The sequence below is a fragment of the Gilliamella sp. wkB292 genome, from assembly GCF_001690235.1.
Classification (GTDB): Bacteria; Pseudomonadota; Gammaproteobacteria; order Enterobacterales; family Orbaceae; genus Gilliamella; species Gilliamella apicola_F.
Map to the genome: position 1 here is coordinate 1 of NZ_LZGO01000020.1, position 26,514 is coordinate 26,514.

The window sequence follows — 26,514 nt, forward strand, 5'->3', positions numbered from 1 at the left end:
GCAGCAAACCGGTGACAATAAGGTCGCTAACACTATCAGTCATGCCATCCTTGGGGCCGTGGTTGCCGAGCTACAAGGTAACTCAGCTGTTGTTGGCGGAGTTGGTGCAGCGGTCAGTGAGCGAGGCGCAGAAGTGATTGCCAGTATTCTTTATCCGAATAAAAGTATAGATGAATTAACTCAGGATGAAAAACAACAAGTCAGCGCACTCGCCCAACTGGCCACCGGTCTGACTATTGCCGCATTAGGTGGTGATGCTCAGGATATTAATACCGCTATTGCTGGTGGTAAAAATGCGGTTGAGAATAATGCTATGAGCTGGGGCGACGGTGGTGGATTTGGTGGGGATATTGTAGGTCTTTCACCTGAAACAGGAGCAAATTATGACGGCATCCTCCATGCCTCAGCAGCGGGTTATTTAACGCCAGAAGAAACAACTCAGCTGATTGATGATATGAACTCAGGCAGGTTCATGTATGATCCACTGAGAGAAGATTTAAAACGTTTACCTGAAGATATTGCAATATTAACCACTCCATATGGTGACTATATTGCTTTCAGGGATGCTGAAACCTGGGGTGATTATGCAATAGCAGCTGTCGGTGCATTACCATTTGCAAAATACATTAAAGTAGCTGGAAAAATTGTTAAAATAGAGACTAAAGCTGGGCAAGCATTAGTGAAAGAAGCTGAAAAGGCTTATCATTCCGGTGATATCGCCACAGGTAATCAACTCATGAATCAGGCTGCCAGCCATGGAACGACGGTTGAAACTACGGTTGTAAGAAATAGTGGTGCCGGAAAGGGAATGGGTGGTAATTCGGTTGCCAATGAATTAACAGGGATCACACAAAAACAGTTAGATAAAAAGTTTAAACATGCTGCTGATTTTGGGATAACAACAACAAAGAAAAACGCTGAAACACTTAGTCAATATGAAACAGCAATTAAAAGCCATATGGGAGATAAAGCAACCAAACCTCTAGGTACTTATGGCTTTGTAACAGACTCGAAAGTATTTTTTAATTCAAATACAAATAATGTAGTTGTTCTTGATAAATCAGGTAATTTTGTTACCGGATTTAAGATTACTCCAGGAACACCTCAATATGAAAACTATATGAAAAATGGAGTATTACGATGAGCCTCACGATATTAGAATTTGCTAGATCATTAGTTAATGGAAGGATAACTCCTCAAGTTTTTGTTGAAGCTTATATTGAACTTTATCAAATAGAACGAGATAACAATATCTTGATTAATGATGAAGATAGTATAAGTGAATGTTTATCATCCATATTTTGTTTAGCTGATCTTTATAATCCTGATTCTGACAGAGAAGAATATGAATTAGATGAATCACAACTTATTGAACAAATTGAGCAAGAACTAAAAAAGCTAGGATAGTTAAAGGCTACACGTTGGCATGGGATCTTAACTTAACTGACTCGTTAACAACTTTACGGTAAAAATACTAGCAAGTTAACCGAAGCAGAAAAACAACAAGTCAGCGCACTCGCCCAACTGGCCACCGGTCTGACTATTGCCGCATTAGGTGGTGATGCTCAGGATATCAATACCGCTATTGCTGGTGGTAAAAATGCGGTTGAGAATAATTATTTGTGTGTTGAAGCCACCTGCAAATTACGCCCAGGAGAGATAAAAATGACTGGTGGCGGCGGTGCAATTGTTGGTGGGGTACTGGTAGGCAGTGTAATTTTAGCAGAAGAAACTGGTGCATTAGATGGAGCTAAAAATTCATTTGATGAATGGTTGACGACGGGAAGAGATGGTGTTCTTATAAAATCTGATGATGGTTTATCAAATGATGAACCAGCAATTAATAATCCAGTTACTGGTTCAGTAATAGGTGGCGCACCAGGATTACCACCAGATGATGAAGATAACAATAATAGCAAGAAAAATAATGAAAAATATCAAAATGAAAAGCAACAAAAACGATTTGATGAGTTAAAAGACATTTATAATAAAGATAATCCTAAAACTGATTTAGAGATTGATGGTCAATTAATTAGACAAAATGGTGGGAATCGTTACACAACAAGAATATATGATAGCCAAAATTTGACTGACAAACAGATTAGAAATTACGTAGAAGAGTTAGCTGGACAACCATTAACAAAAAAAGCTGATGGTATTTATACAACACGGCTTCAAGATGGTACTAATATTACATTAAGAAATGTATCTAGTTCTAATACTGGAGCTCGTTGGACTGTAGATATAAAAAGCAATCCACAAATGATAAGGTTTGAAAATGGTCTCAGAAGTATAGAGTTAAAATTTAGGTAATATAAATATGTTAACATCAAAAAAGTATTATTTTATAAAGAGTCATTCTGAATTTGGATCTTTCTATTTATTATGGGGACAATGTGCCTCTTTTCCTAGTGACTTTAGTAATTTTTCATATGAAGAGCATAAAAAACTATTTTTTGAAGTACTAAGAAGGTTATTAAAAGATGGTTATTTGAAGCTACACAAGAAAGGAATCTTATTAGATGGCTCAATTGATGAGCAATTACAAAAATTCTATATAAGCTTTCCCAATACTGAAAAAGAAATGGAGGATGGACTCTGGTTTTATTATGACAACTGTCCCGCTGAACCAGCTTGGTTAAAGGAAGATGGTACAATAGAATTTTCTTGATTTCGCTAATATAGAAATTGTCTATATAGATTCATATTTGTTTAGTTTAGTGAACTTTTTCCAGAACTGAGTTTACCCCGTCACTTACCTTTTTACCAATGGTGCATTACTTAGTTCGTTGAAAAAACTAACCGAGCAGCCATTAACAAAAGTTAAAAATGGTATTTATACCGCACGTCTTCAAGATGGAACTAATATTACATTAAGAAATGTATCCAATTCAAATACGGGCGCTCGTTGGACTATTGATATAAAAAATAACCCAACTTTGATAAATTTACATAGGGGATTAAGAACTGGGGCAGAAATTAAATTTAAATAGGAAAAAGTATGATAAACGAGAATGATTTTAACACGGTTGTTGATTGGTCAGAACTAAGAGCATTTAATGGGTTATGGAACTGTATTTCTCCAGAATTGGTTTTATCTTCAGAGTTTACTGGAAACGAGATTCCATTCCAAAAAAGAAAAGCGTTATTTTTTTATTTTGTTCATAGATTACTAAAAGAAGGTCGTCTTAAGTTAGCAAAAGATGGACATCTTCTATCGGGTTCAATAGACGATCAAATAAAATTATTTTATGATGCTTTTCCAAAAACGGCGGATGGAATGTTTGATAAACAAAAATTAATGGATGATTATTGGTTTTTTGATGATTCTTGTCCGGCAGAAGCCGTCTGGGTTTTGGATGATGGTTCTTTAGAATGGACTTAGGTAGTGAGTTCACAATAAATTATCTTCTGATTATGCGATCTGCTTCGCAAGTTCGACAATTAACTTGCCCTGCTCAATCTGAATGATAACATAGCAGTCCACATAAAAGCCGAATTGCTCCTGCCACCTGCCTTTAATTGTTAGTTGTGGTCTGGGGTTGGGTTTTGTGCCTTGTAGCACGTAACCCACGGTATAAAACCGCTCATTGAGTTGTGATGTTAGTGCACCGTTAATCTGCGCTGTTATTTACTGTGTTGTGTTACTTCTCTTGTTTAGCTCGCCCTGTTTTAATTAACCAATCAACTGCTTAGCCTGATGTTTTAAAATCATAGCGCCTAAAATCTCTTTTATTGATTTCTGCTCGTCAGCTGTCATCTGCTTGACCGTCTCAAACTTAAGCTCATCTTGTGGCTTTAGTTCCTCGCTTTTTCAACTATCCACTAATCAAAATCATAGCGAAAATAAAGAGGATTATAAAGTCAGTAGCAGCAGTGTTGGCGTCAGCACCGTTGGCATGCCAATGGTGCCAGCCGGTTATAATAAAAAAGACAATGAACAATCGATAACGCATTAAGCAATAGATAATGGTGAGTTAATTATTCGTGATAGAAAGAATCAGATTCTGGAAGTGAATTAATATGTTAGATTTAAAAACAGTCGTTCATAAGTGTTCAAAGTAAAGTACATGATATTTTTCACTAAATTCTCTACAAGTTGAGATAAAGATGCATTATGTCATATTAATAAAAAACAGTTATTGAATTGATTAATTGAAATATATAGTCAGCCTCCAACAAAAAGCACTACTTAAGACTACATCAACGTTTTTTTAATATTTTATCGCATGTTAATTACAAAATCAGGTAAGAATTAACACTGCTCGAATATAAATATACAAAACAAAAACACAAATAAAAACATTTTTAATCGAAAATATAGATGCATCAATTAAGCTCAAATGTGGCAAACAAATCTCGACATTCGATACTTTTACAACCATAATGAAAACGCATCAAAAAAACACATAGACACATTTCGCATAACTTATTGAAAAATAACAAAAATAATAACACCTAATAGGAATAATAATGATGAAACTTTTTAAATTGTTTATAGTAACCTGTAGTATGTTAAGCCTAATTTCTTGTGCTAATAGAGAGTCACTACCTAGAACAATAATTGTAAATACCGATACAATAACGTTAAATAATGGCACGACAGTTGATATTTTAACTGAAAACGCGATTAATGGTGACGTTGTAGACGATACAAATAATTATTTAAATATTGTCTCTCGTGCAGATACAGCAAAAGTTGTCGGATTAAAGGTTCTTGAATTTGCCACACTATTCCTTGATGGGACTGGTAGCGGTAGTATTGATGGTTTTTCAAAAGAGGATTTAAAAGGCAGTTATATCAATTCGGTTCCAAATAAAACTATGGATTATTTAACCCCACAGTTATATACAATAATTAAAAAATTCGATGCTAATAACCAAAAAGACAATGTTATAACCATACAACCTTATAAATTTAAATTAATTTATGATGGATTAACCGATAATAAATATAATTTTATTTATAACACCACTATACGTACTAATGGATTTCATTTTGATTGTTCTGAGCAAAACGATCTGACACCAGAAGAGAGAACTAAGCCCTTTAATGAATGGGAGATCAATAATTATCAATTAGTACAAGATACCGCCAGTAAAGCAATTAATGCCTGTATAAACCGATTAAAATCAGAGCAAAATATAACTAATTTCGAAAATGCGCTAAAATAGAAAATAAATTAAGTTAATTTTTTATAACATCTAGACCAGATAAAAAATAGTTAATATCTGGTCATTAATTTATTAAATCAGCTCAGTAAGTTGCTACTATTTTACAGTGTCACCGTTACTGACTGTTTTAATTCCTTATTATTTTCAATATTAATTAATCACTATTAACTTTATAATACCTAAAACTAAACTTGTGCTGTTCTTTTAGCTAAGATTAGCTTTCTATTCGCATTAGATGATAATTTATTGCATAATACACCGCGTATTGAATACATAACATAAGTTAGGAATTATTATGGAACTTCTGTGCCCTGCTGGATCTTTACCTTCACTAAAAGTGGCAATTGATAATGGCGCTGATGCTGTTTATATCGGTTTGAAAGATGACACTAATGCTCGTCATTTTGCTGGTTTAAATTTTAATGAGAAACGATTATTAGAAGCTTCAGACTATGTGCATAAACGTGGTAAAAAATTGCATATTGCGATTAATACTTTTGCTCATCCTGAAAACTTTGAGCGCTGGCAACATGCGGTAGATACCGCAGCTAATATTGGCGCTGACGCTTTAATTATTGCAGATCTGGCCATGCTTGATTATGCAGCAGAGAAGTATCCAAATCTTGAACGCCATGTGTCGGTGCAAGCGTCGTCAACCAATGAAGAATCAATTAAGTTTTATTATAATAATTTTCACGTGCATCGTATTGTTTTACCCCGCGTTTTATCTATGCATCAAGTAAAACAACTTTCACAAGTTTCACCGGTACCTTTAGAAGTGTTTGCTTTTGGTAGTTTATGTATTATGGCTGAAGGTCGCTGTTATTTATCGTCTTATTTAACTGGCGAATCACCTAATACCGTTGGCGCCTGTTCACCCGCAAAATTTGTGCGTTGGGAAGAGACCGAAAAAGGTCTTGAGTCCCGTTTAAATAATGTGTTAATTGACTGCCATAAAAAAGGTGAAAACGCCGGCTATCCAACTCTTTGCAAAGGACGTTACTTTGTTGGTAATGAGCTTTATCACCCAATTGAAGAACCGACGAGCTTAAACACTATCGAATTATTACCCGAACTGTTTGCAGCCAATATTGCATCAGTTAAAATTGAAGGTCGCCAGCGTAGCCCAGCTTATGTTGAGCAGGTAACAAAAGTTTGGCGCCAAGCGATAGATCGCTATAAAGCTAATCCTCAAACATTTCAGGCAGAAAAAAGTTGGATGGATACACTTGGTTCAGTTTCTGAGGGAACGCAAACAACATTAGGTGCTTATCATCGTAAATGGCAATAATGTGATATTGGTCGACTTAAAATACCACAATCAAACATTTAAAAAAGATTAAATCTTTTTTAAATCGCTTCTTTTTTGAAGAAATGATGTCGATTAACAATTATTATTAATCATTTTTAACAATAAAATATCAATATAGTGAGCAAAACTATGAAATACGCATTAGGTCCAGTGCTTTATTATTGGCCTAAAATCGAAACAGAAGCTTTTTATCACGCAGCTAAAGATAGTGAAGCTGATATTATTTATATGGGTGAGACCGTATGTACTAAGCGTCGTGAAATGAAAGTGGCTAATTGGTTAGAATTAGCAAAGCAGATCGCGAAATCAGGTAAGCAAGTTGTCTTGTCAACACTTGCATTACTTGAAGCCCCTTCAGAACTTAATGACTTACGACAATTAGTTAATAATGGCGACTTTTTAGTTGAGGCTAATGACTTAGCTGCAATAAATATAGCGCAAGAACATAAATTACCCTTTGTAGCAGGCCCTGCGATTAACTGCTATAACGCTTTAACCTTAAAATTATTACAAAAACAAGGTATGGTACGTTGGTGTATGCCAGTTGAACTGTCACGTGATTGGTTAACTAATGTACTTAATCAATTTGATGGTTTAAATATTGAACGAAAATTTGAAGTTGAAGTGTTCAGTTACGGCTATCTACCTTTAGCGTATTCAGCGCGTTGTTTTACTGCAAGATCAGAAGATAAACCTAAAGATAAATGTGAAACTTGTTGTATCAAGTATCCAGTTGGTCGAGAAGTATTTTCCCAAGAACAACAAAAGGTCTTTGTACTAAATGGCATTCAAACACAAAGCGGTTATTGTTACAATTTAGGAAATAATCTTAAAGACATGAAAGGACTTGTCGATATCGTTAGAATTTCGCCACTTGGGCTAGCAACACTCGACATTGTTAAGCAATTTAAAGCAAATGAAGATGGATCACACCCATTAAACATTGAACATAAACGAGATTGTAATGGTTACTGGAATGGTATCGCCGGACTTGAACTCAGCCAATAAACATTTTTCGCCTAAACAATTTAGAGCGGATTTTCCTGCATTAAATAGCGAAAGTGTTTACCTAGACTCAGCAGCAACCGCACTCAAGCCTAAAGCGATGATTGATACAACAATGCAATATTATACCCATAATACGGCAACTGCTGAGCGTAGTTTACATCACGATGCTGTAAAAGTGACGGAAGCAATCAAGCAGGCCAGACAAAATGTTGCTGATTTAATTGCAATCAAAAACAGTAGTGAAATTATTTGGACCAAAGGGGCGACTGAATCAATTAACTTAATTGCACAAAGTTATGCTCGCCCTTTATTAAAGCCGGATGACGAAATTATTGTTAGTGAATTAGAGCATCATAGCAATTTATTACCTTGGCTAATTGTTGCGCAGCAAACCGGTGCCAAAATTATAAAATGGTCGTCCAATGTTGATGAACTAACATCGCTACTTTCATCGAGAACTAAAATTGTAGCTATCACGCAAATGTCGAATGTCACTGGATTTTGCCCTGATTTATTCGCTATTAGTCAGTTAGTACATCAATATAACGCCATTTTAGTGGTTGATGGTGCCCAAGGCATTGTTCACCAACCGATCAATGTAGAAGCTTTCAACATTGATTTTTATGCTTTTTCTGCCCATAAATTATATGGACCAACAGGTCTAGGTATTTTATATGGTAAAAAAGCATTACTTGAACAAATGACGGTTTGGCAAGGCGGGGGCAAAATGTTAAAAAAGGCGTCCTTTACAGAATTTGTTGTGGCAGATCTACCATATAAGTTCGAAGCAGGTACCCCTAATATTGCTGGAATTATAGGATTTAATGCCACACTACAATGGCTTAAAAATTGGCCATTGACTCAACTTGAGCAATATACAGATCAATTATCTCAGTATGCTAAAACACAGTTAACACAATTAGCTAATATTAAGTTTTACAGCGTTGATAATAGCCCAATTATTAGTTTTAATATTAATCAAATTCACCACAATGATATCGCGATTTTATTAAGTGAGCAGCAAATAGCTATTCGAACAGGTGAGATTTGTGCTCAGCCTTTAATGAATAAATTAGGTTGCCACGGCGTGATCCGTATATCACTCATGCCATATAATAATCAGAATGATATTGATAAATTCATTACAGCATTAAAAAATGCGATGAATGTATTAATCTGACTATACATACATTAGCTTAATCTACTTAACAAGTAATTAGCGATAAAAGGGTTTAATTATGCTATCACCGCAAATGTTAACTGAATTATTTTCAGCACAACAAAACTGGCAAGATCGTTATCGCCAGTTAATTATACTGTCCAAACAGTTACCCGATTTTCCAGACGAACTCAAAACCGAGCAAAATCTAGTACAAGGTTGTGAAAATCGAGTATGGTTAACTTGGCAAAAACAAACAGATGGTACATTCATTTTTCAAGGAGAAAGTGAAGGTAGGATTGTAAAAGGGTTATTGGCTATATTGATTATATTGGCAAACAATAAAACAGCACAGCAAATTAGTAATATTGATTTTCTGGCTGTTTTAAATAAGCTCAAAATTACTGATGAATTAAGCCCTTCACGTTTACACGGATTAAGCCAATTAATTACTCGGATTCAATCTATAGGTTAATTGCAATTAAAATGGGGAGTCAGTTCCCCATTTAATCATCAGATAAATTAATTTTCTGGAGAGGTAAAGAGCGTAATTACCTTTTTAACGCCATCAACTTTACTTGCAACGTCAGCAACAGATTTGCCTTCTTGCTCAGTAACAATACCGATTACAAAAACTTCTCCGTTTTCGGTCACAACTTTTATTTTACGAGCTTTTGTTTCAGCATTGAAAATTAATTGAGATTTTACTTTGGTAGTGATCCACGCGTCATTGGTCATGGTACCTGCATCAACAGGCTCACCAACACGAATTTGATTATAAACTTTTTTTACTCCCTCAACTTCATGGGCTAAGCTATCAGCTTTTTCAATTTGTTCATTCGTTGCCTGACCAGTTAAAAGAATATTACCATCATAAGCAGTTGTTGCAATGTGGGATCCAATAAATGTGGATGCGTTATCTTTTAACTTCATGCCCATACGTGAATTGAGTGTAGTGTCATCAACTTGTGTTCCTGCTGTTCGAGGATCTGAAGCCACTTTAGCAGTAGCACCTGCCCCTGCGCCAATTACGGCAGCAACACAACCTTGCAACATAAACACACCAAATATTAATATTGCGAATAAAGCAATTTTTCTCATGGTGACTCCTTTTTATTTATTGCTTAATAGTAATCAAATAGTGATTACTTTGCTTTTATTATGCCTTGTTGATATTGATTTGCAAAATATAATTACCGTAACTTGCAACAATTCTAAGATTCATTTCACTCAATTAAAGGGATTTTTAAAATGTATCTAATCCCATTAATTTAAATAACAATTTCTTTTTTTAGCTTAAATCTGCTATCTTTTTATATTAAATAATATAAGTAATGATATAAAAAATATGAATCAAGATATTATCGATTGGTTATATGGATTGTCAGCACCAATGGTTGTATTACATAAAGATAAGGGTGCCAGTTATACTTCACCATTTTTTTATCCTCAACAAGATTTTGTTGATATGAGCGAAAGTTGGGGGATTGATTCTCGAGAAACTTTACTAAATTGCGTGTTTGATATGGTCGATGATGGACATGCTTCAACCCTATCTCAATACTATTTTATCTATTCACGATATGCAGAATTTGACTGGTGTAACTATTATAATGAGCAAACTGACTACCAAAAAGTGTTGCTTGATTTTGTTAAACAAACCTTTCCTATATGTGGTGTAGCTAGCATCCGAAGTTGGGATTATGCACGAATGGCCTATATTTTACGTAATGGCATTACAAACAAATATATCACCGAACAAGAAGCATTATGGATTTTATTCAGAATTGGTATTCGTGCCCAATACTATTATAGCTCTTGGCAACATTATTTCACCAGTTGGTTTATTGGCTATCAGTATTGGATATCACTAAATAATAAAGAAAACTTAGAATTACTACGTTGCGAATTATCCAGAGCTTCAAACGCACATACCATGACCAATTTATATTCAGACTTACAAGCACCATTTAACCGCTTACCTTGGTTTATTGATTTGGATGATCAACAAAAACCTGAATCATTAATGGAGTATCAATGGTCATGAATGAAGATATTTGGCATTTATTAGGGATTGTTCCAACAAAAGATATCGCAGTTATTCGTCAAGCATATCGAACTAAGTTACCTGATTATCATCCTGAAAGGGATCCTGAGGGGTTTAAAGCGTTACATCAAGCCTATGACAATGCAATACTGTATGCACAATCTACCGAAACAGTAATTGATCAACCACAAGCAGAATCTGAAGTAAAACCCAACGATCCTGTAAGTGACGAACAAATTCAGGCCAATGAAATTTGTGCTGCTTATCAAGCGCTATTAAACGATCCTAACCGTTGTTACAAAATTGATGAGTGGCAAAAATTTATTGGTTCATTTTATGATTATCCAATGGCGGTAATAGATATCGTCAAATGGCAATTGCTAGAAATAAGTTATGAAACTACCAATATATCACAATCATGTGTTAACTTATTAGCCGAAAATTTGCGTTGGCGACAACAACTCATCACCCAATATCCCGATCAATATGAACACTACAACAATTTTTTAAAATATCTTGAGGGTGGGGATTTTTTTGATTACACCGCCTTACCCACAACGAATAAGCAAATACAAAATGTCACAATTGACTATGTGTATAATGCCAAATGGACATATTGGGAGCAACGTTCAGCTGACCTTTATGCCTATTTACAACAAGATACTGTTATTTATTTGCCTGATGATAAAACATTGATGCTTGCTTTAAGCTACTGGCATTGTGTGGCTGAATTAGAAAATCAAGCAATTTTAGACTATGCGCTATCAGCAATAACACAACCAGATCAAGCCGAACATCTGATTATTGAATGGAAATATATTGCGGCAAATCAATATACTTTACTCAATAATAAAGAACAGGCTTTACAAGCTTGGATTGATCTTTACCATTCAGGGCATTATGTAGAAAAAGCAGAAAGTTGGATTGCGGGTTGGTGTGCATATTATGCAAGTAATTACCTGCCATTATTATTTGTTGCGCTTAATGACTCTTACTGCCTTGAAGTAGATAAAACTGACAATTATCTATTTACCATTCCACAATTTACACCAACCACCATCGCTCGATTAGCCAAAATTGATCCGAGCGAATATAACACTGAGATTGCGGATTTTATTAATTGGGCTTTAAGTACAAACTGGAATTACCGGCAAATATTATTAATGTTATTACATGATGATGGTAACAATCGCTTATTCCGTTTATATCGTCATGCCATCATGTTACGCCACGGTAACGAAACATTGTTACAACAAATTTTAGATGAACAGAGCGATGATCCATTTGAACAATTTATTCTAACTAATTTAAAACGACAAGCTAAACAACATTTAGCATGGCTATCAAGGCTTACACCAGTAAAAGAGTTCAAAGCTTGGCTATATGATAATAATGAAAACTTACCTATTCCAGCTAGATTCGATCCAGATGAAAATGGTGATCAGTTTTTATATAGCCGGTTGTTCCTTGATAGGTTCGATCATTTACCTGACATCGCAATATTACATCTTTATAAAAATCTAAACTACACGCATATGGAGATGTATGACTGGGTTGTATATTTTAAATTTCAAAAAATTTATCAATTACCCTCATCACCCAATGACAACACAATATTTTACAACGAAAATAAATATTGGCAGTGGTATCGTGAATGTATCTTGGCGCTAGCCATTGTTAACTCGCCTTTTAAAACTGCTCAATACCTGCAACAACACAGTAATACCTTTAATTTATCGAATAATAATGAACTTAAACCCATTATAGAAATTTTTAAAAATCCTAAATGGCAAACAAGCGATGAATTATACTGTCTGATTAATAATGATAATAAATTGATTAATAGTATGTTAATCAGTTATCCAGATTCGATAGAGTCTTTTATTGATGACCCAAACAGCGTTGATTTTGATGATATTGAACAAAAATTAGCGCACTCATGGCATGCTAAATTAAAAAATGGCAATCGAATTTATTTAATGTTTTTATATAAAATTGTCTTAAATAAACCTTCGCAAGCTAAACAGCTAGATCAAATACTAAAAAACTTTGCTGGTGATGATAAAGCATTAATCAAATTAGCAACTAATTTAAATAAAGATAGGGGTTTACCCTATTTAAATAACTTCAAACAAAACGCCAGCCATTACCAACCAGCTCAATTGATTCAGTCAATGATTGCACTTTTATCTCAAAAATATGGTATATGTTCAGAAACTGAACTTGAAAAATTAGAAGAGCTAAAAGATAACACAGATAATGATTTGATACTGCGACTTTGTGCCACACTACTTTTAGCCCAAAATAACCAAAAACAAGCGTATTTAAACTCGTTATCGCTGCCTAAAAATGAATGGACGCAATTTTGGCGTTGGAATGGACGTACTGACCTATCAGGATTTGTTAAACAATCATTTGTTAGTTTGATTATCATTGTTTACGGTAAGATATTTATTGATATATATAATCAAACGCCAAATATATTTTATGTACTCCTGACTATATCTTATATTTTTGCCGGAATAAATATCGTGTTTGCCATAAAACGACGTCTGAATGATAGCTATCAAGGACAAAAATACTTTTTTAGTATAGGCACATTTTTGTTAATCTTTTTACTGTATCCTTGTTATCAGCCTAGTTTAAAACAGATCAATCGTTTTGGTCCGCCTTTAGAATAAGGCAAAAGTAATTAGCCAAACTCCCCCTTTTTTAAATCAACAAAATAAAAGGGGGGAATTAAACGTTCATCAAATCATGCAGCTAAGCGATTACCTACCTAACTCGTTTAATTGTGACTCAATTTCAACGCGCATCTGATTTATTTCATCTAAATTTTGTTGATTTAATACCGTTAAAAAATCTTCAATATAAGATCCAATCAACAGTCGTTCATCGCCTAGTGATTGCGCCCACGCACGTTCTAATCTTGCCAATAAAGTACGATTTGGCATTTCATCACGTGGATGTATTTTTAATGCTGTTAACCGCTCATGGCTTTCCTGTTTTTGCTTATCGGTTAATCCAATTGGGCTTTGATCGATCACTTTACCATATTGTTCACCGGTCTCAAGTAGAACGACATCTACTTCTAATAATCCATTTAAATCATAGCTAAAACGAACATCAACACCTTGTGTTTTTTCCATCGGTGTAAGTGGTATTTCAAACTCATCAATCAACACATTATTTTCTACGCGAGGATTTTCGCCTTGATAAACCGAAATGCAGATCGCTTTTTGCTGTGGTTGCGTTGAATAAAACGTTTTTACCTTAGATGTTGGCACAATAGTGTTACGTTCAATGATAGGTGAAAACAAGCCACTTACCTTACCTGAACAACTTTCAATACCAAGTGTATAAGGACAGACATCAGTTAATATTACCTCTTCTACATCTTGATTGCGCAAACGGCAAGCCGCTTGTACCGCCGCACCTTGTGCCACAATCGTAGTCGGATTGATGTGACGATAAGGTAATTTACCAAAAAGTTTAGTCACCAATTCACGTACTACACCTAGCTGTGATGATCCCCCCACTAATACGATATGTTCAAGTTGAGCTGGTTTTAAACGCGCATCACTTAAGGCTTGTTCAACTGGCGCTCGCAAACGATTAAGCAGTGGTAACCAAATCACTTTAGCTCGACTTTCATTAAGTTCAAATTGCCACTCTTTATCTTGCCAAAACCAAGTTAAATATTGCATTTGTTCACCATTTAACTTGCATTTGACTTGTTCAGCTAAATCTAATAATCGAGCATAATCATCAACAGCAATATCTTGTTGTTTAAGCTTCCATTCACTTAAACAAGCTTGAACAATTTCATGGGTAAAATCTTCACCACCTAAATAGTTATCACCCGCTGACGCGTGAACTTCAATAATGGGTAATGCATATTCAAGCACTGTTACATCAAAGGTCCCGCCACCTAAATCAAATACTAACGTATTACCTGATTGTTCTTCATGTAATCCATAGGCCATGGCAGCAGCGGTTGGTTCATTAATCAAACGAACTGCGTTTAAACCGGCTAACTCGGCAGCAAAACGAGTCTGCTTTCGTTGTTCATCATTAAAATAAGCCGGAACAGAAATAACGACATCACGAATTTCTTGTTGCAAAAATGCTTCGGCATCGGCTTTTAACGATTTTAAAACTAATGCTGAAAGTTCTGTTGGGGTGAATTTTTTACCCGCTAGCTCATAAATTTTATTTGAACCTAAAAATCGTTTAAATGCGGCAGCACTTTTATCAGGATGAGTCGTTAAACGAGACAACGCTGCACGACCTACTAAAATAGAATCATCTTCATCAATACTTATCACAGAAGGTGTTACAACTTCACCGATAGCATTGGGAATCAACGTTGGCTTACCTTCTTGCCAGACACAAATTAAACTGTTTGTCGTACCTAAATCAATACCAATTGGAGGATTCATACACTTTTTAAATAAAATAATAATTTGTTATGCTCGAATTATATACTAGTGCTAGCCTAAATTGCAAAGCAAATAACACATTGAAATATCAATAAAAAATATAATTTTCAGCAAGTTTTAACAATTCAATTAATAAATACAGTGAACAATCAATTTAAATATCAGCCTTGTGATAAAGCTTATTTAATTTAGATCGAATACTCTTAATTTTTATATTCACTGAGATTACTTTGAGGTGATATCTTTATCATCAATTGTAGTAATTTGACTAACAAGTTTACCTTGTTTTAACCTGGTAATGATGAAATCACCAACGGTAACTTGTGCAGCACAGCCAACTACCGCATTATCAACCGTTGTGGTCACTGAATAACCTCTTTCTAATGTGGCAAGTGGACTAACACTATTAAGCTGTGAGGTTTGTAAGGCAAATTGATGTTGTGATTGAGTAAATTTTTGCTCAATCAGATGGATTATTTGTTGCTGACGTTGATTAATTGTCTGCTGTAAAGCGCTTATCGTATTTTGCGGAGAGACACGTAACAATCTTTTATCTAAATAATTATAGAGATTTGTTTGTCGAAGCAAATATTGCTGAATATTGTCATATAAGGCATGACGATAAGTTAATAACACATTTAACTGTTTGGCTAACTTTGCTTGCGGATGTTGAGTTTGTAATCGATGATACCCTTTATTTAACATTTCACGACATCTTGTTAAATAGTAATCAATAGCCATAGATAAATACTGTTCTTGAATCTGTAGCCGCTTTATTTGATCTAAGCTATCTTGGCTAACTAATTCAGCAGCAGCCGAAGGCGTAGCAGCTCGAACATCAGCGACAAAATCAGCAATGGTAAAATCAATTTCATGCCCAACTGCGCTGACAATCGGCAAACGGCTGGCAAAAATCGCTCTTGCTACGACCTCTTCGTTAAAAGACCAAAGATCCTCTAACGATCCCCCTCCACGACCAACAATTAATACATCACATTCTTGCCGAATATTGGCAATTTCAATCATTCGAGCAATTTGCGCGGCAGCTTCAGTACCTTGTACTTGTGTTGGATAAATAATTAAATGCAAACTTGGATCTCGGCGCTTTAATATCTGACAAATATCATGTAGTGCTGCACCGGTTGATGAAGTAATAATACCTACTGTTCGAATATTATCCGGTAAGGTTTTTTTATAAATAGCATCAAATAGTCCCTCATCGGATAGTTTTTGCTTTAACTGTTCAAATTTTTGTTGTAATAAACCTGCACCTGCTGGTTGTAGCTTATCAATCACCAGTTGATATTCACCGCGTGCTTCATAAAGTGTGACAGTTGCTCGAACTAAAACTTGCTGGCCATTTTGTGGAGTAAAGCCCGTTCGAAAATTACTATTACGAAACATAGCACATCGCACTTGAGCTGCATCATCTTTTAGCGTGAAGTACCAATGACCTGATGATGGGCGAGAAAAATTAGAAATCTCACCCACTAACCAAATCTGGCCAATAGCATCTGAAAGTACATCTTTTACCATTTGATTAAGATCTTTAACTGATAAAATTGAACTATTTTGCATGCTATTATCCTTACTAAATAGGTGTATAAACTTAAACTAAATCAAACTCTGCCCAAATTGGCGCATGATCAGACGGCTTTTCCATTGCCCGAATTTCATAATCAATACCTGTTTGCTGACAATGAGATAATAGTTTTGGACTGGCTAATATTAAATCAATTCGAAGCCCAGTACCGGTATCAAAGCCTTTGGAACGATAATCAAACCAAGAATATTCTTGTTTTGTTCGATGTTCATTGCGATAAGTATCCGTAAAGCCAAGCGACATTAAATTGTTCATCCAATCTCGCTCTTCAGGTAAAAACGAACATTTACCAGTACGTAGCCAACGTTTACGACTATCGTCTGATATACCAATATCAATATCAGTTGGACAAATATTCATATCGCCCATAATTAAACATAGCTGTTCACTTAATTGTTGCTGTTTTAGGTAATTAATCAGATCCTGATAGAACTTACGTTTTGCTGGATACTTGATTTCATGATGTAAACTCTCGCCTTGAGGAAAATAACCATTAATCACCGTTAAATTACCTTCATTGGTGGGTAACTGTGCCATGATTAAACGACATTGGGCATCTTGTTCATCGGTTGGAAAGCCACATTGTACTGATATAGGCTGTTGCTTGGTTAAAAGTGCAACACCATAGTGCCCTTTCTGCCCATGATAATGTAAGTGATAACCAAATTGGGCTAACTCTTCAACCGGAAACTGATCATTATGGACTTTCGTTTCTTGTAAACCAATTATATCAGGCTGATGGGTATCAATAATCGCAGCGAGTTGATGAATTCTGGCGCGAAGACTATTAATATTAAATGAGATAACTTTCATAATAAATTTATTATACTGGAATTAACGTTGTCATTGACTCATGCTACCAAAAATACGTTATACTGTTAAGCTATTACAGTAAAAGCTTCAATTTGTGCTAAAGGAATCCCATCTATGTCAACGGAATTACTCACACTACGCGATAAAATTGATGAAGTTGATAAAGCAATTTTATCGTTAATTAATCAGCGATTAGCGCTAGTTGCCGAAGTTGGCAAAGTAAAAAGTAAACATGGTATTCCAATATATGATCCAAAACGTGAAGCTGAAATGTTAACAAAAAGACGACAAGAGGCACAAAATATAGGTGTATCCGCCTCTTTAATAGAAGATATTTTACGTCGGTTAATGCGTGAATCCTATATCAGTGAAAACGACAAAGGTTTTAAAAAAGTTTACAACGGCAAAGGCTCGATTGTCATCATTGGTGGTAATGGTCAAATGGGAAGACTATTTGCCAAACTATTTACCCTATCAGGTTATGAAGTTAAAACCTTAGGTTCAAAAACCATGCATCAAGCTGCTGAAGTTGTCGCTGATGCAGCTGTAGTAATAGTTACGGTTCCTATCAATAAAACGTGTGATATTATTCATCAATTACCACCATTACCTAAAGATTGTATTTTAACTGATTTCACGTCTATAAAAGCCAAACCATTACAAGCCATGCTTGATAAACATTCAGGGCCAGTAGTTGGATTACACCCAATGTTTGGTCCAGATGTCCCCAATCTTGCCAAACAAATTATTGTTTATTGCCAAGGTCGTTATCCAGAAAAATACCAATGGCTTATCGAACAAATGCGAATTTGGGGTGCTAACTTATGCGCAATTGACGCTAAAGAACATGATAAATGCATGTCGTTTATTCAAGCTTTACGCCATTTCACCTCTTTTTCATATGGCGTTAATCTACAACGTGAACAAGCCGATTTGGAGCAGCTTATTGCTCTATCATCGCCGATTTATCGATTAGAACTCATGATGGTCGGTCGTTTATTTGCTCAAGATCCAGAGCTCTATGCCGATATCATCATGGCATCAGATGATAATATTGAACTAATCAAACGCTATTATGAATGTTTTGGCCAAATGGTGAAATTAATTGAACAAAGAGATAAGACTAAATTTGTTGAAAATTTTAATGAAGTCACCAAATGGTTTGGTCCTTATGCCGAGCGATTTATAAAAGAGAGCCAAGTTTTATTAAAATTTGCCAATGATAATCGAGATTAAAATTACAATTAACATTCAGTAAAATTTAAATATTTTACGATAAATTAGTCATTAATTGCGCCTTATTGGCGTGTGATTATTAATTATTAATGTTTAATAATAAAAATTACTCATTATAAATGGGTAAATCAAAAATACTTTTGTGTGAGGGAATAAACATGTCGAATCGAAAATACTTTGGAACCGATGGAATTCGAGGAAAAGTGGGTCAATATCCTATCACGCCAGATTTTGCACTTAAATTAGGTTGGGCTGCCGGTCGCGTATTAGCGAAAGATGGAGTAAAAAAAGTTCTTATCGGTAAAGATACCCGCATTTCAGGTTATATGCTTGAATCAGCTTTAGAAGCAGGATTTGCTTCTGCGGGCGTGGCTGCTGCTTTTACTGGACCAATGCCAACGCCTGCTATTGCTTATTTAACCCGAACATTTCGTGCAGATGCTGGGGTTGTCATTTCAGCTTCACATAACCCTTTTTATGATAACGGTATTAAATTTTTTTCGACAGAGGGTAAAAAACTTGATGACGAAATTGAATTAGAGATCGAAGCTCAGCTTGAAAAACCAATAGACTGCGTTGAATCAAAACAACTCGGCCGAGCTAGTCGTATTACTGATGCTGCTGGCCGCTATATTGAATTTTGTAAAAGTACTTTTAACCATGATCTTAGCTTATCTGGTTTAAAAATTGTTGTCGATTGTGCTAATGGGGCAACCTACCATATCGCCCCTAAAGTATTACGTGAACTTGGTGCCAACGTGATAAAAATCGGTTGTGAACCAGATGGCGTCAACATCAATGATAATTGCGGTGCTACAGACATTAGAGCATTATCCAAACGTGTAATTGATGAAAAAGCGGATTTAGGTTTTGCTTTAGATGGTGATGGTGATCGCATTATTATGGTCGATCATAAAGGCTGCAAAGTTGATGGAGATCAGATCATCTATATCGTCGCCCGAGAAGCTTTAAGACAAGGGCAACTGAAAGGCGGCGTTGTCGGCACATTAATGAGTAACATGGGACTTGAGCTAGCGCTAAAAAATCTGGGTATCCCATTTGAAAGAGCAAAAGTTGGCGATCGTTATGTACTAGAAAAACTGATTGAAAAAAACTGGCGACTCGGTGCTGAAAATTCTGGACATGTCCTTTTACTAGATAAAACCACAACTGGCGATGGCATTGTTGCTGGTTTACAAGTATTGGTTGCAATGGTACACAATAATATGTCTTTAGCCGATCTTTGTAGTGGTATGACTATGTTGCCGCAGGTATTAATCAATGTTCGATTCACAAGCCAACATGATCCTCTACAAAGTAATACAGTAAAAACCGCTATTGAACAAGCCGAACAACAACTTGGTAACCATGGTAGAGTTTTGATTCGTAAATCAGGCACAGAACCGCTTATTCGAGTTATGGTAGAAGGAACCGATCAATCCGAAGTTCAAAACCTAGCTGAACAAATTGCCCAAGCAGTCAAAGCGCAAAATTAGCCCCATTTATCCCCATTAATTTAGCTATTGATGGGGTAATATTTCTAATAAAGTTATTCTTACAGCTTCTATTCTTTACACAAAATTAGTAAAAAGTGTCTAAATTCTTAATTTTGTTAATCAGTTGTTGACTTAATATAGGCAATTGGGTTTAAAATAGTAGCTTCGGTTATTACAGCGATTGCTTATACCTTTTAAGGTTAAAAATAAGCAGTGTTTTTTTATTATTAGAAATAGGTAAGAGGGTTATATGTCAGTTTCCTCTCCAGCTTCACCACAAGCTTATATTAAGCATCACCTTGAGAACTTGCAGGTGGGCTCGGGTTTTTGGACCTTTAATCTTGATTCATTATTTTTCTCAATTTTACTTGGTGTTATCTTTTTGTGGATTTTCCACCGTGTAGCCAAAAAAGCAACCAGTGGTGTACCAAGTAAACTACAATGTGCTGTCGAGATGATCTTCGAATTTGTTAATAATACTGTCAAAGACATGTTTACAGGTCAAAATAAACTCATCGCTCCACTTGCTTTAACAGTGTTTATCTGGGTTTTCTTAATGAATTTAATGGACCTTATCCCTGTTGATTTTCTACCTTATGCAGCGCAATGGTTAGGTCTTTCTCATTTAAGAGTGGTACCAACAGCTGATGTTAGCATTACAATGTCAATGTCACTCGGCGTGTTTGCACTTATCGTCATTTATTCAATCAAATATAAAGGGATTTCAGGGTTTATTAAAGAATACACCTTGCATCCATTTAATCATTGGGCATTTGCGCCGATCAATTTAGTGCTTGAGTTAGTTAGCCTTTTAGCTAAACCGGTATCTTTAGGTCTTCGACTATTTGGTAACATGTATGCAGGTGAGCTTATCTTTATCTTAATTGCTGCACTATTGCCTTGGTGGTCACAGTGGGTATTATCATTACCGTGGGCCATTTTCCATATTTTAATTATTACATTACAAGCATTTATTTTTATGGTGTTGACGATCGTCTATTTAGCAATGGCATCGGCAACGGAAGATCATTAATTTCACTATTTTTTTGATAATAAACTGGAGTATATAATGGATAGTATGTTATTTGTAGCCGCAGGCATAATGATGGGATTAGCTGCAATTGGTGGTGCAGTTGGTATTGGTTTACTAGGTGGTAAATTCTTAGAAGGTGCTGCACGTCAACCAGAATTAATGCCTATGTTACGTACTCAATTCTTTATTGTTATGGGTCTAGTTGATGCGATTCCAATGATTTGTGTAGGTATTGCACTATATGTCATTTTTGCTGTTGCAGGTTAATAAAATTTTAAGAGGAATCGTCTCATGAATATGAACGCAACTCTCCTCGGCCAAGCAATTACATTTGTATTGTTTGTTTGGTTCTGTATGAAGTTTGTTTGGCCTCCAGTTATCCGCGCGATTGAAAAACGCCAAAAAGAGATAGCTGAAGGACTTGCTTCAGCAGAAACAGCAAAAAAAGATTTGGAATTAGCCAAAGCAAATACATCTGACATAATGCAACAGGCTAAGGTTGAGGCTAATGCAATTATTGAGCAAGCGAATAAACGCAAAGCAGCCATTCTTGAAGAAGCTAAACAAGAAGCTACTCGTGAAAAAGAAAGGATTGTTGCTCAAGGACTTGCTGAAGTTGAAGCTGAGCGTAAACGCGCTCGTGAAGAGCTTAAACAACAAGTTGCTACACTCGCTATTGCCGGTGCAGAAAAAATTATTGAACGTTCTGTTAATGAAGCCGCTAACAGCGACATCATTGATAAACTCGTAGCTGAACTATAAGGAGAATAGAGCAATGGCTGACTTAATTACGATTGCTCGCCCTTATGCTAAAGCCGCTTTCGACTTTGCTGTTGAAAAAAATAGCATCGAATCATGGCACAAAATGTTAGTGTTAACTGCTGAAGTGAGCAAAGATGCTCAAATAAAAAGTATTTTAACATCTGACATGAAAACCGATTCAGTGGCGAACTTACTCATTAACATCTGTAAGGATGTACTTGATGAGTTTAGCACTAATTTTATTAAAGTGATGGCTGAAAACAAACGCTTATCCCTTCTTCCTGAAGTGTTAACACTGTTTGAGCAATACTGTTTAGAAAGAGAAGCACAGGCAGACGTTGATGTAATTTCTGCCAATGAGCTGACCAGTGAACAACTTGATAAAATTTCTGTCGCTGTCGAAAAACGTTTATCACGAAAAGTAAAACTAAAATGTCATATTGATAAATCGCTCATTTCTGGTTTTATTATTCGTACGGGCGATATGGTTATTGATAGTAGTATCAGAGGACGTCTAAATCGACTAAATGACGTTCTACAGTCTTAAGGGGACTGATAATGCAGCTAAATTCAACTGAAATAAGTGAACTAATTAAAGAGCGAATCGCTCAGTTCAATATTGTGAGTGATGCTCACAATGAAGGAACAATCATATCAGTAAGTGATGGTATCCTTCGAATCCACGGATTAACTGATGTCATGCAAGGCGAAATGATTGCATTACCCGGCAACCGTTATGCAATGGCATTAAACCTTGAAAGAGATTCTGTTGGTGCGGTGGTCATGGGACCATACGAAGACTTGTCTGAAGGGATGAAAGTACAATGTACTGGTCGTATTTTACAGGTACCAGTAGGTGATGGTTTATTAGGCCGAGTTATCAACACACTTGGTGAACCAATTGATGGTAAAGGTTCGATTCAACATGACGGCTTCTCACCTGTAGAAGTCGTTGCGCCAGGCGTTATCGACCGTCAATCCGTTGACCAAGCGTTACAAACTGGTTATAAAGCGGTTGACTCAATGATTCCAATTGGTCGTGGTCAACGTGAACTTATCATCGGTGACCGTCAAACTGGTAAAACTGCTTTAGCAATTGATGCCATTATTAACCAACGTGATTCAGGTGTTAAATGTATATACGTCGCAATCGGTCAAAAACAATCAACTATTGCTAACGTAGTACGTAAACTCGAAGAGCACGGTGCACTTAAAAATACCATTGTGGTTGTTGCATCAGCATCTGAATCAGCAGCATTACAATACTTAGCACCTTACGCAGGTTGTGCGATGGGTGAATACTTCCGTGATCGTGGTCAAGATGCACTAATTGTTTATGATGATTTATCTAAACAAGCAGTTGCTTATCGTCAAATTTCATTACTACTTCGTCGCCCACCTGGACGTGAAGCTTATCCTGGTGATGTGTTCTATCTTCACTCACGTTTACTTGAACGTGCAGCTCGTGTTAACGAAGCTTATGTTGAAGAGTTCACAAAAGGCGAAGTAAAAGGTAAAACCGGTTCATTAACTGCGTTACCAATTATCGAAACTCAAGCGGGTGACGTTTCAGCGTTCGTACCAACTAACGTAATTTCAATTACAGATGGTCAGATCTTCCTTGAAACCAGCTTATTCAACTCAGGTATCCGTCCTGCGGTAAACCCGGGTATTTCGGTTTCTCGTGTTGGTGGTGCGGCTCAAACTAAGATAATGAAAAAATTATCAGGCGGTATTCGTACAGCACTTGCACAATATCGTGAATTAGCAGCTTTCTCACAGTTTGCATCTGACTTAGACGAAGCAACAAGAAACCAATTAAGCCATGGTGAAAAGGTAACTGAATTGCTCAAACAAAAGCAATATTCACCAATGACAGTTGCTGAGCAATCAATTGTGCTTTACGCTGCTGAACGTGGTTATCTTGAAGATGTTGAACTGACTAAAGTGTTACCATTTGAAGCAGCACTCCTTGCTTATGCCCATAGCCAATATGCCGATTTTGTTAAGGAAATCGATGCAACAGGTAACTACAATGATGAGATTGAAAATAAGCTAAAAGCAATGCTTGAAAGCTTTAAATCAACTCAAACTTGGTAAGGATGGGATAACAAATGGCTAATGCAAAAGAGATTAGAACGAAAATTGCCAGTATCCAAAGTACACAAAAGATCACTAAAGCAATGGAGATGGTTGCCAACTCTAAAATGCGTAAAACGCAGGATAGAATGGCAGCTAGCCGACCATATGCTGAAATGATTCGTGAAGTAATTGGACATTTAGCGTTAGCTCAAATAGGTGCCAAACATCCCTATTTAGAAGAAAGAGATGTTAAGCGAGTTGGCTATCTTATCATTTCAACCGATCGTGGTTTATGCGGTGGTTTAAATATTAATCTTTTTAAAACTGTCATTGCTGATATGTCAGCATGGCAGGAAAAAGGTGTTGAGTCTGATGTCGCTTTAATTGGATCACGAGGGGTATCGTTTTTCTCATCAGTTAAAGCGAACATATTAACCCAAGTAACCAACTTAGGTGATGAACCAACATTATCTGATTTGATTGGACCGGTAAAAACAATGCTTGAGGCATATGACAATGGCAAGGTTGATAGATTATATATTGTCACCAATAAATTTATTAATACCATGTCACAAAAGCCAACTATACAGCAGTTATTACCATTACCACATTCAGATGATGAAAAGCTTAAAGCTTCATCAGGGGATTATATTTATGAGCCAGATGCGAAATCATTACTAGATGTGATTTTACGTCGTTATATTGAATCACAAGTCTATCAAGCTGTGGTTGAAAATCTAGCGAGTGAACAGGCAGCAAGAATGGTAGCCATGAAAGCAGCAACCGATAACGGTGCAAACTTAATCAATGAATTACAAATTGCGTATAACAAAGCACGTCAAGGTGCAATTACCAATGAATTAATTGATATTGTATCGGGTGCCGCTGCTGTTTCAGGTTAAGGCTAAATATTGGCTAATAGTTAAGAAAAAGACGTAGAGGATTAAAAATGGCTACTGGAAAGATTGTCCAGATCATCGGTGCGGTGGTTGATGTCGAATTCCCTGAAGATGCTGTACCAAAGGTATATGATGCATTAGAAGTGGAAACCGGCACTGAAAAATTAGTTCTGGAAGTTCAGCAACAATTAGGTGGTGGCGTTGTATGTTGTATTGCAATGGGCTCATCTGATGGTTTAAGACGTGGACTTAAAGTAGTAAATACAGGACACGGCATAGAAGTTCCTGTGGGAACAAAAACACTTGGCCGAATTATGAACGTACTTGGTGATCCTGTTGATAAAGCAGGTCCTATTGGTGAAGAAGAGCGTTGGGCGATTCACCGTGCAGCACCAAGTTATGAAGAATTGGCTAACTCAACAGAATTACTTGAAACCGGCATCAAAGTTATCGACTTAATTTGTCCTTTTGCTAAAGGGGGTAAAGTTGGTCTATTTGGTGGTGCGGGTGTTGGTAAAACCGTTAACATGATGGAGTTAATTCGTAACATCGCGATCGAACACTCAGGTTACTCAGTATTTACTGGTGTGGGTGAACGTACACGTGAAGGTAACGACTTCTATCACGAAATGAAAGAATCAAACGTACTTGATAAAGTATCGTTAGTTTATGGTCAGATGAATGAGCCACCAGGAAACCGTTTACGTGTTGCATTAACCGGTTTAACCATGGCTGAAAAATTCCGTGACGAAGGTAAAGACGTACTCTTATTTATCGATAATATTTACCGTTATACCCTAGCCGGTACCGAAGTATCAGCTTTATTAGGACGAATGCCATCTGCAGTAGGTTACCAACCAACACTAGCAGAAGAAATGGGTATTCTTCAAGAACGTATTACCTCAACCAAAACAGGTTCAATTACTTCAATCCAAGCGGTATATGTACCAGCGGATGACTTAACTGACCCATCACCAGCAACAACCTTTGCTCACTTAGATGCAACAATCGTATTAAGTCGTCAAATCGCATCATTAGGTATTTACCCAGCGGTTGATCCACTTGACTCAACAAGTCGTCAATTAGATCCACTTGTTGTTGGTCAAGAACATTACGATTGTGCTCGTGGCGTACAGTCAATTTTGCAACGTTATCAAGAATTAAAAGATATCATTGCAATCCTTGGTATGGATGAATTATCAGAAGATGATAAATTAACTGTTGCTCGTGCACGTAAGATTCAACGTTTCTTATCTCAACCATTCTTCGTTGCGGAAGTATTCACTGGTTCGCCAGGTAAATACGTACCATTAAAAGACACCATCAGTGCATTTAAAGGTATTATGAACGGTGATTATGACCATATTCCTGAACAGGCATTTTATATGGTTGGTTCAATCGACGAAGCGATTGAAAAAGCAAAATCTCTCTAAGAGATTTATAGAAC

The 26,514-nt window shown here is 36.2% G+C and carries 27 protein-coding genes and 2 pseudogenes; 23 read left to right on the forward strand and 6 right to left on the reverse strand.

Features of this window, described 5'->3' with window-relative positions; all coding sequences use genetic code 11:
- From A9G09_RS12510 to A9G09_RS01475, 6 genes and pseudogenes are all read left to right on the forward strand, one after another.
- Positions 1 to 1,144 (forward strand): colicin D domain-containing protein (locus A9G09_RS12510; RefSeq protein ID WP_081297437.1); only part of this gene is annotated, 1,144 nt, incomplete at its 5' end.
- Positions 1,141 to 1,407, forward strand: coding sequence for a colicin immunity domain-containing protein (locus A9G09_RS01455; RefSeq protein WP_065633147.1), 267 nt, complete (start codon positions 1,141 to 1,143; stop codon positions 1,405 to 1,407). The genes A9G09_RS12510 and A9G09_RS01455, both read left to right, overlap by 4 nt.
- 81 nt (positions 1,408 to 1,488) lie before the next feature.
- A pseudogene (locus A9G09_RS13155) lies at positions 1,489 to 1,611 on the forward strand (VENN motif pre-toxin domain-containing protein); the annotation flags it as partial.
- Positions 1,612 to 1,665: 54 nt separating this feature from the next.
- The gene (locus A9G09_RS12515; RefSeq protein ID WP_141671498.1) at positions 1,666 to 2,313 is read left to right on the forward strand and encodes a hypothetical protein; all 648 of its coding nucleotides are present in this window, start codon (positions 1,666 to 1,668) and stop codon (positions 2,311 to 2,313) included.
- A 7-nt stretch (positions 2,314 to 2,320) separates the two neighbouring features.
- A complete protein-coding gene (locus A9G09_RS01465) occupies positions 2,321 to 2,671 on the forward strand; it encodes a DUF596 domain-containing protein (protein WP_065633148.1) in 351 nt (116 codons plus the stop codon).
- A 330-nt stretch (positions 2,672 to 3,001) separates the two neighbouring features.
- The gene (locus tag A9G09_RS01475; RefSeq protein ID WP_065633150.1) at positions 3,002 to 3,385 is read left to right on the forward strand and encodes a DUF596 domain-containing protein; all 384 of its coding nucleotides are present in this window, start codon (positions 3,002 to 3,004) and stop codon (positions 3,383 to 3,385) included.
- Between the two features lie 30 nt (positions 3,386 to 3,415).
- On the opposite strand, the gene A9G09_RS13160 is transcribed toward A9G09_RS01475, so the two are convergent.
- Positions 3,416 to 3,631, reverse strand: a complete 216-nt coding sequence (locus A9G09_RS13160) for a SymE family type I addiction module toxin (RefSeq protein ID WP_141671503.1) — start codon at positions 3,629 to 3,631, stop codon at positions 3,416 to 3,418.
- Between the two features lie 45 nt (positions 3,632 to 3,676).
- A pseudogene (locus tag A9G09_RS13165) lies at positions 3,677 to 3,805 on the reverse strand (transcriptional regulator); the annotation flags it as partial.
- Between A9G09_RS13165 and A9G09_RS01480 the strand changes: the two are divergent.
- The 6 genes from A9G09_RS01480 (at position 3,765) to csdE (ending at position 9,129) form a co-directional block, all read left to right on the forward strand.
- Positions 3,765 to 3,959 (forward strand): hypothetical protein, encoded by a 195-nt coding sequence (locus A9G09_RS01480; RefSeq protein ID WP_065633151.1) that lies wholly within the window; start codon positions 3,765 to 3,767, stop codon positions 3,957 to 3,959. The pseudogene A9G09_RS13165 and the gene A9G09_RS01480 sit on opposite strands and share 41 nt — an antisense overlap.
- A 517-nt stretch (positions 3,960 to 4,476) precedes the next feature.
- Entirely contained in the window at positions 4,477 to 5,175 is a 699-nt protein-coding gene (locus A9G09_RS01485; protein WP_141671499.1) for a hypothetical protein, read from the forward strand.
- 295 nt (positions 5,176 to 5,470) lie between these two features.
- Positions 5,471 to 6,466, forward strand: a complete 996-nt coding sequence (locus A9G09_RS01490; RefSeq protein ID WP_065633153.1) for a peptidase U32 family protein — start codon at positions 5,471 to 5,473, stop codon at positions 6,464 to 6,466.
- A 150-nt stretch (positions 6,467 to 6,616) separates the two neighbouring features.
- Positions 6,617 to 7,495 carry a U32 family peptidase gene (locus A9G09_RS01495; RefSeq protein WP_065633154.1) on the forward strand — a complete coding sequence of 293 codons (879 nt, stop codon included), beginning with the start codon at positions 6,617 to 6,619 and terminating at the stop codon, positions 7,493 to 7,495.
- The gene (gene csdA / locus A9G09_RS01500) at positions 7,452 to 8,675 is read left to right on the forward strand and encodes a cysteine desulfurase CsdA (RefSeq protein ID WP_218056781.1); all 1,224 of its coding nucleotides are present in this window, start codon (positions 7,452 to 7,454) and stop codon (positions 8,673 to 8,675) included. Before A9G09_RS01495 ends, csdA begins: the two co-directional genes overlap by 44 nt.
- A 58-nt stretch (positions 8,676 to 8,733) precedes the next feature.
- Positions 8,734 to 9,129: a cysteine desulfurase sulfur acceptor subunit CsdE gene (gene csdE / locus A9G09_RS01505; protein ID WP_065633156.1), complete on the forward strand. Its 396-nt coding sequence runs from the start codon at positions 8,734 to 8,736 to the stop codon at positions 9,127 to 9,129.
- Between the two features lie 47 nt (positions 9,130 to 9,176).
- Here csdE and dolP read toward each other — a convergent pair whose 3' ends face one another.
- Positions 9,177 to 9,755, reverse strand: a complete 579-nt coding sequence (dolP, locus tag A9G09_RS01510; protein ID WP_065633157.1) for a division/outer membrane stress-associated lipid-binding lipoprotein — start codon at positions 9,753 to 9,755, stop codon at positions 9,177 to 9,179.
- A gap of 247 nt (positions 9,756 to 10,002) precedes the next feature.
- Here dolP and A9G09_RS01515 point away from each other — a divergent pair, with 247 nt between their 5' ends.
- Together A9G09_RS01515 and A9G09_RS01520 are read left to right on the forward strand one after the other, a co-directional pair.
- The gene (locus tag A9G09_RS01515) at positions 10,003 to 10,701 is read left to right on the forward strand and encodes a DUF1266 domain-containing protein (RefSeq protein ID WP_065633158.1); all 699 of its coding nucleotides are present in this window, start codon (positions 10,003 to 10,005) and stop codon (positions 10,699 to 10,701) included.
- Positions 10,692 to 13,382 carry a J domain-containing protein gene (locus tag A9G09_RS01520; RefSeq protein WP_065633159.1) on the forward strand — a complete coding sequence of 897 codons (2,691 nt, stop codon included), beginning with the start codon at positions 10,692 to 10,694 and terminating at the stop codon, positions 13,380 to 13,382. The genes A9G09_RS01515 and A9G09_RS01520 overlap by 10 nt, the downstream gene beginning before the upstream one ends.
- Before the next feature lie 90 nt (positions 13,383 to 13,472).
- Here the strand turns inward: A9G09_RS01520 and A9G09_RS01525 are convergent, their stop codons facing one another.
- From A9G09_RS01525 to xthA, 3 genes are all read right to left on the reverse strand, one after another.
- On the reverse strand, positions 13,473 to 15,143 hold the full coding sequence (locus A9G09_RS01525; RefSeq protein WP_065633160.1) for a molecular chaperone HscC: 1,671 nt from the start codon (positions 15,141 to 15,143) through the stop codon (positions 13,473 to 13,475).
- A 225-nt stretch (positions 15,144 to 15,368) separates the two neighbouring features.
- On the reverse strand, positions 15,369 to 16,721 hold the full coding sequence (gene xseA / locus A9G09_RS01530; RefSeq protein ID WP_065633161.1) for an exodeoxyribonuclease VII large subunit: 1,353 nt from the start codon (positions 16,719 to 16,721) through the stop codon (positions 15,369 to 15,371).
- A gap of 31 nt (positions 16,722 to 16,752) precedes the next feature.
- Complete coding sequence (gene xthA / locus A9G09_RS01535; RefSeq protein ID WP_065633162.1) at positions 16,753 to 17,559, reverse strand: exodeoxyribonuclease III; 807 nt, start codon at positions 17,557 to 17,559, stop codon at positions 16,753 to 16,755.
- Between the two features lie 114 nt (positions 17,560 to 17,673).
- Between xthA and tyrA the strand changes: the two genes are divergently transcribed.
- The 9 genes from tyrA (at position 17,674) to atpD (ending at position 26,500) form a co-directional block, all read left to right on the forward strand.
- The gene (tyrA, locus tag A9G09_RS01540) at positions 17,674 to 18,795 is read left to right on the forward strand and encodes a bifunctional chorismate mutase/prephenate dehydrogenase (protein ID WP_065633163.1); all 1,122 of its coding nucleotides are present in this window, start codon (positions 17,674 to 17,676) and stop codon (positions 18,793 to 18,795) included.
- A 158-nt stretch (positions 18,796 to 18,953) separates the two neighbouring features.
- Positions 18,954 to 20,291: a phosphoglucosamine mutase gene (gene glmM / locus A9G09_RS01545; protein WP_065633164.1), complete on the forward strand. Its 1,338-nt coding sequence runs from the start codon at positions 18,954 to 18,956 to the stop codon at positions 20,289 to 20,291.
- Positions 20,292 to 20,541: 250 nt separating this feature from the next.
- Complete coding sequence (gene atpB, locus A9G09_RS01550) at positions 20,542 to 21,324, forward strand: F0F1 ATP synthase subunit A (protein WP_065633165.1); 783 nt, start codon at positions 20,542 to 20,544, stop codon at positions 21,322 to 21,324.
- Positions 21,325 to 21,360: 36 nt separating this feature from the next.
- A complete protein-coding gene (gene atpE, locus A9G09_RS01555) occupies positions 21,361 to 21,591 on the forward strand; it encodes a F0F1 ATP synthase subunit C (protein ID WP_034901511.1) in 231 nt (76 codons plus the stop codon).
- Between the two features lie 24 nt (positions 21,592 to 21,615).
- On the forward strand, positions 21,616 to 22,086 hold the full coding sequence (atpF, locus tag A9G09_RS01560) for a F0F1 ATP synthase subunit B (RefSeq protein ID WP_065563773.1): 471 nt from the start codon (positions 21,616 to 21,618) through the stop codon (positions 22,084 to 22,086).
- Positions 22,087 to 22,099: 13 nt separating this feature from the next.
- The gene (gene atpH / locus A9G09_RS01565) at positions 22,100 to 22,633 is read left to right on the forward strand and encodes a F0F1 ATP synthase subunit delta (protein WP_065563774.1); all 534 of its coding nucleotides are present in this window, start codon (positions 22,100 to 22,102) and stop codon (positions 22,631 to 22,633) included.
- An 11-nt stretch (positions 22,634 to 22,644) separates the two neighbouring features.
- Positions 22,645 to 24,186: a F0F1 ATP synthase subunit alpha gene (atpA, locus tag A9G09_RS01570; protein WP_065633166.1), complete on the forward strand. Its 1,542-nt coding sequence runs from the start codon at positions 22,645 to 22,647 to the stop codon at positions 24,184 to 24,186.
- 14 nt (positions 24,187 to 24,200) lie between these two features.
- Positions 24,201 to 25,070: a F0F1 ATP synthase subunit gamma gene (gene atpG / locus A9G09_RS01575; RefSeq protein WP_065633167.1), complete on the forward strand. Its 870-nt coding sequence runs from the start codon at positions 24,201 to 24,203 to the stop codon at positions 25,068 to 25,070.
- Positions 25,071 to 25,117: 47 nt separating this feature from the next.
- Positions 25,118 to 26,500 carry a F0F1 ATP synthase subunit beta gene (atpD, locus tag A9G09_RS01580; protein ID WP_065633168.1) on the forward strand — a complete coding sequence of 461 codons (1,383 nt, stop codon included), beginning with the start codon at positions 25,118 to 25,120 and terminating at the stop codon, positions 26,498 to 26,500.
- Positions 26,501 to 26,514 lie beyond the last annotated feature (14 nt).